Source organism: Magnetovibrio blakemorei (assembly GCF_001746755.1).
In the GTDB taxonomy this organism is placed as follows: domain Bacteria; phylum Pseudomonadota; class Alphaproteobacteria; order Rhodospirillales; family Magnetovibrionaceae; genus Magnetovibrio; species Magnetovibrio blakemorei.
Genome location: NZ_MCGG01000064.1, coordinates 1 through 4,936 on the forward strand (window position 1 = coordinate 1; position 4,936 = coordinate 4,936).

Genomic DNA, 4,936 nt, shown 5'->3' on the forward strand with positions numbered 1-4,936 from the left:
CAACCAGCATCTTGTTGAGGGATGGGAGAGTCTTGTAATTAAAGCTGTCGAGGCTTTTGACGGCGGGGAACTTGGCCTGCTTGATGCGCCGCTCGACCATACGGCGTTCGCGGTCGATCAATTCCAGTTCGGTGAGGCGGATGAGATAACGCACATGGTCGACACCCTCGGCGGCGCACTGGCGGGCCAACTTGTCGTATTCTCGCAGGAAGGTGGGCAGCCTGAGCAACCTTGAGATGGTGAGCCAGCAAGATCTGTGGTGCTTCGGTCATGGCGCTGACCTCACGGCATCCCCGTTAGGTCTGTCTACTTTCCCGGCTTTTTGCAGCAGACTCATGTAACTGGTCACCGATGTCGTTGTCACCTGGGCCGGGCAGGAAGGGATAAACGTTTAAGTCGAGCCTGGGTGGACGTCGCTCGATACGGCACAGCACCAGATGTTTGACGGCGTCGTAACCGATGGCACCCATACGCAGGGCATCCTTTATAGCGTTATGAAGGACCTCAATATCGAAGGTCTCCAAAAGCCTCAGGACCTGTACGTACTCGCGCTTTCCCGACTTCCCCATGCGAGCCTCCAACAGACGGTGCAGGGTCGCAAACTCTTCGGGAAGATCCCAACCGACCAGCGGTGCCGCCTGATCCAGAGCGCCAACCTTCTTCTCCAACAAGGGAAGATAATGGATCGGATTGAAGATCAGGTCTTGTTTGTCATAGGAACGGGGGTGGCGGGCGATCTCGTCACTGGCGCAACCAATGACGACCTCATGGACATAGCCCCGCACCCAGACCTCCCGGTGGCCGTAGGCGACGGGAACGGAATAATCGTTGGTTTGATAACGCACCAGAGACTGGGAGTTGACCCGTGTCGCTTGCCGATCACAGGCATCAAACGGAACTGGTTGCAAGTTGCTCAGCACTTCGCTATCACGCACGAACCGTTCACGGATGCTCTCGCGATGCCCGCGCAGAACTTCATCTTGGCGCTTTAGGCATCGCGCTTCCAGGTCAGCATTGAAGGCCTCCCAGCTCTCAAATCGTGGGATGGGCACCATAAAGTTCCGCCGGATGTAGCCGACCATCCCTTCCACGTTGCCCTTGTCATTGCCCTTGCCGGGGCGACCATAGCGGTCCTTGAAAAGGTAGTGGGACTGGAGCCCGCTGAACGCTCGCGTCCGCTGCCGGGTGCGATCTGGCAATATGCGCGCCACCAAACACTTGTCGTTATCGTAGAGGATTGATTCGGGCACGCCATTGAAGAACGCAAAGGCTTTGTTGTGACCGTCCAGCCAGGCTTCCGTGGTCGCCGCCGGATAGGCGACGACAAAGCACGCATCACTGTGCGGAAAGTCCATGACAAAAAAGTGTGAGCGGTGCGTCACCCCGGCGATGATCACATCCGCCTCGCCAAAATCTGCCTGGGCCTGACCCGGTTCATGGCTCAGCGGCACGAACATCTCTCGTCGGCGACGGGTCTGTTCCCGGACGTAATCCTTGACGATGGTCTGTCCGCCGGTGAAACCGTGTTCATCGCGAAGACGCTCAAATATCCGCTTGGCTGTATGGCGCTGCTTGCGGTGAGCGGTGCGGTCATCGTCCAAAATGTGGTCGATGATCCCTGTAAAAGGGTCCAGCTTCGGGCGCTTCGGCGGGCCACTACGCTGATAGCCCGGTGGTTCCGCGTGAGCCAGAATCTTGGAAATCGTCTTGCGGTCAACACCAAAAAGCCGCGCAGCTTCCCGGCGGCTCAAGTGATCATGATGGCAGGCAAGCCTGACCCGTCGGTAAAGATCCACTGAGTACATCCTTCCGCCTTCCAACCCCAATAGGGTCAAAGGCACAAAAGTGGCGGGATTTTACTCCGCCCGCAGCCACATTATGCGGCCGCCTCAGTGGACCAGTATTGCTCCGCCGCATACACCCGTGGACGCCATGTACAAAATGGCATCAAATACATCTCGAAGATCCGTCGTGCGCGGACGCCCTCCGGGCTTCGCCGAGGGCAACAGCGGCGCAATGTGGCTCCATTCTTCATCTGTTGCATCGCTTGCATATCGGCGCCCAGTGCGCCCATAATCAGGTCGGGTGATTTCAGTCCACATCTTGTGCCTCCCTCATTTGCTTTGACACAAACGAGAGAATCACAAATGACTGAAATCACTCAACTACTTTCGGATCGGACACTTAGCTTTCAAGTGGGTTTAAATGGCGATGGACAACTTGTAGATGATGGGCAGTTTCCAGGTTTTGCGCAGCACCACGGAAACAATCCCCGCCACCGAGAACCCCACCACGCCAATCAGGGAAAAAACAAAAATCGGGCCGCCGATGCCGGGAATAAAAAGGGAAAATCCGGCCACCACGGTCCATCCCCACAACACCACGCCTTGTCGGGCGTGAAACAACACAAAAGCATCGCGATCGGTGACCATCAGGGGAATAAAACACAGCGTGCCCAAATACGCCATGATGCCCAAAATAATGTCCCGCCGCCCACTGGCCGGTTTTAGATCCGTCGTTGCCACTTTAGAAGCCTCTTCCCGTTTCAGCCAAAATTGGGCCGCGCCACTATCACAGCATTCTCAGAAATCTGTCAATGCGGATTTTGTTCGGCCATTTGAGTGGGCTGTCCGCGCACACAGCGCCGACTTACTCAGCCCGCTCGGTAGTTAGTTCGTCCTGAACAATGCTTAAGCCCACAGTACCCGACTCTTTTCATAAAACCAATCCTATCAATGCTTTTCGCGGTATATTTGGCTTGAATAGAGCCACCACATAGCCGTGGGTTTCCAGTTCAGACAATTTGACCATGGCTTTTCTGAATGCATTGAGCCCCAGAGCGAAGAGCGAGCGTTGCAATCGCCCATGAGATTTTTGCCGGGGTGGTTTTATTCGGGCAACCCATAATGGCTTATCGCGATGTCCCATCAGTCATTGGTCAGTGGTGATTACGTGAAAATATCTTCTTTTGGCTGTTTTTCCGTTCGTGCGAAAAAGAAACGCATGGGCCGCAACCCAAAGACGGGTGAACAAGCAATTATTTTACCTCGTAATATTTTAACATTTCGGCCATCGTCAACTCTAAAGTTACGGATCAATTCTAAGCGCACACCCGGTGCGTCCTTTTAAGTTCCACTAGATGTCGTAAAAAATATTGAGGGGACATTTTCACATCCCCTCAAATGTCCTAAGCAGCTTGTTCCAAATCCCAAGCTTCCTCCAAAATCCTATCAAGTTCGTCCTGAACAAGTAACAGGGGCAAAACCCCGGGCGGCGATATAAATTAGAGGATTCCCAAAGCGTCGAATTTGTGATTCGATCTGTTCATGGCCGGATCACCACGAGATATAGATGGTTTTTGCCCTGACGACCTCAAGGCGTTGGTTTTACAGTTATTGGAGGAGAACGCCGGGCTGAAACAAGATAACGTCGCCCTGCGCGAAGAGATCGCCCGTCTGAAGGGCCTGAAAGGTCGCCCTGACATCAAGCCGTCGGGCATGGACAAGACGGCGAAAGCGCGGAGCAAGGCGAAAGCTGGCCGCAAGCAGGCGCGGCGCGGCAAGAAGAAGCCGCGGCTTCCCGTCAACGAGAAATGCATCGTCGCGGCCGAGGTTCCCGAGGGGTCGCGGTTCAAGGGCTATGAGGATTATCTGGTTTAGGATTTGATCTGCCGTCCGCACACCGTTCTTTACCGCCGGGAACGCTGGCTGACGCCGGACGGTCGGGCGGTGGTGGCTGAGTTGCCGGCGGGGAACTCGGGTCATTTTGGTGCCGCCCTGCACCGTTTTGTGCTGGCCCAGTACTTGGGCGGATGATGGCGCTGCTGCGGGATTTAGGCGTGGATATCTCCAAGCGCCAGGTCCAGCGTCTTTTGACCGAGGGCCGCGAGGGCTTCGTCGAGGAGGCCAGTGACGTTTTGCGTTCGGGCCTAGAGACGGCGGCCTGGGTGAGCGTCGATGATACCGGCGCTCGGCACGCGGCGCGCAACGGGGTGTGCACGCAGATCGGCAACGATCATTTTTCCTGGTTCGGCACGACCTTTGCCAAGAGCAGCGTGAACTTCCTCGAGCTTTTACGGGCCGGTCATGGGGATTACGTGGTCAACGGGGCGGCTCTGGCTTATATGCGCAAGCGCAAGCTTTCCGGTCCACTCATCGCCCTCCTTGAAGAGAGCATTTCGCGCCGTTTCGCCGATGAAAGCGCCTGGAAGGCGCACCTGGAAAGATTGGGAATCACCAATGTTCGGGTCCACCCGGACCCAGTGCGGGTCGCCACGGAAGGTGCGTTGTGGGGCTCTGCCGTTGAACACAACCTGCTGGGTGATACGGTCATTCTCAGTGACGATGCGGGTCAGTTCAACGTTGCTTATCATGCGTTATGCTGGGTTCACGCGGAAAGGCTGATCCACAAGTTGCACGCCTTCTCCCAAAGCCAACGCCGCGCCAAGGAGCGGATGCGAAATCGGATCTGGTGGTTCTACGCCGATCTTAAATCATACCGGGAGAACCCGGAGCCCCGGCGACGACGAGATCTGCGAAGACGCTTCGACAACATCTTCACCACACGGACCGGCTTCGCCACCCTGGACCGACTGCTGTCCCGCCTCCACGCCAACAAGGAGGAACTCTTGGTGGTCCTGGAGCGAGCCGAAGTTCCGCTCAACACCAACGGATCGGAAAACGACATCCGATGCCAGGTCATGCGGCGGAAAATCTCAGGCGGGACGCGCTCGAACAAGGGACGCGCTCGAACAAGGGACGCGACTGCCGCGACGCCTTCCTCGGCCTGATGAAAACTTGCAACAAACTCGGCATCCGCTTCTGGGACTATCTCGGCTGCCGCCTCAGCGTACCGGACGCACCCAATATTCCGCCACTGCAGAACCTTATCCGTCAGAACTGTTCTGCCTGAATGCCCGGGGTTTTGCCCCTGTTAC

General features: G+C 56.3%; 5 protein-coding genes and 3 pseudogenes. 4 read left to right on the forward strand and 4 right to left on the reverse strand.

The genetic code is table 11. The features are described from left to right. From BEN30_RS18040 to BEN30_RS14775, 4 genes and pseudogenes are all read right to left on the reverse strand, one after another. Positions 1-229: ATP-binding protein (locus BEN30_RS18040; RefSeq protein WP_281201845.1), on the reverse strand; the 229-nt coding region annotated here is incomplete at its 3' end. Between the two features lie 39 nt (positions 230-268). Further along, positions 269-1,805 (reverse strand): annotated as a pseudogene (istA, locus tag BEN30_RS14770) (IS21 family transposase). Positions 1,806-1,919: 114 nt separating this feature from the next. Beyond that, positions 1,920-2,102, reverse strand: a pseudogene (locus BEN30_RS18045) (transposase); the annotation flags it as partial. Between the two features lie 99 nt (positions 2,103-2,201). After that, positions 2,202-2,525: a hypothetical protein gene (locus BEN30_RS14775; protein ID WP_069959098.1), complete on the reverse strand. Its 324-nt coding sequence runs from the start codon at positions 2,523-2,525 to the stop codon at positions 2,202-2,204. Between the two features lie 403 nt (positions 2,526-2,928). On the opposite strand from BEN30_RS14775, the pseudogene BEN30_RS18050 reads away from it, so the two are divergent. From BEN30_RS18050 to BEN30_RS18880, 4 genes and pseudogenes are all read left to right on the forward strand, one after another. Next, a pseudogene (locus tag BEN30_RS18050) lies at positions 2,929-3,129 on the forward strand (HU family DNA-binding protein); the annotation flags it as partial. A gap of 197 nt (positions 3,130-3,326) precedes the next feature. Next, the gene (locus tag BEN30_RS18870) at positions 3,327-3,659 is read left to right on the forward strand and encodes a hypothetical protein (RefSeq protein ID WP_084005261.1); all 333 of its coding nucleotides are present in this window, start codon (positions 3,327-3,329) and stop codon (positions 3,657-3,659) included. Positions 3,660-3,662: 3 nt separating this feature from the next. Continuing rightward, positions 3,663-3,815 (forward strand): hypothetical protein, encoded by a 153-nt coding sequence (locus BEN30_RS18875; protein ID WP_211563333.1) that lies wholly within the window; start codon positions 3,663-3,665, stop codon positions 3,813-3,815. Continuing rightward, complete coding sequence (locus tag BEN30_RS18880) at positions 3,812-4,789, forward strand: IS66 family transposase (RefSeq protein ID WP_211563335.1); 978 nt, start codon at positions 3,812-3,814, stop codon at positions 4,787-4,789. Before BEN30_RS18875 ends, BEN30_RS18880 begins: the two co-directional genes overlap by 4 nt. Positions 4,790-4,936: the final 147 nt, after the last annotated feature.

What these genes read in the sequence shown, in the direction of transcription:
- BEN30_RS18880 (WP_211563335.1), top strand. Translation starts at nt 3,812, where the DNA reads ATGATGGCGCTGCTGCGGGATTTAGGCGTGGATATCTCCAAGCGCCAG.
- BEN30_RS18870 (WP_084005261.1), top strand. Translation starts at nt 3,327, where the DNA reads ATGGCCGGATCACCACGAGATATAGATGGTTTTTGCCCTGACGACCTC.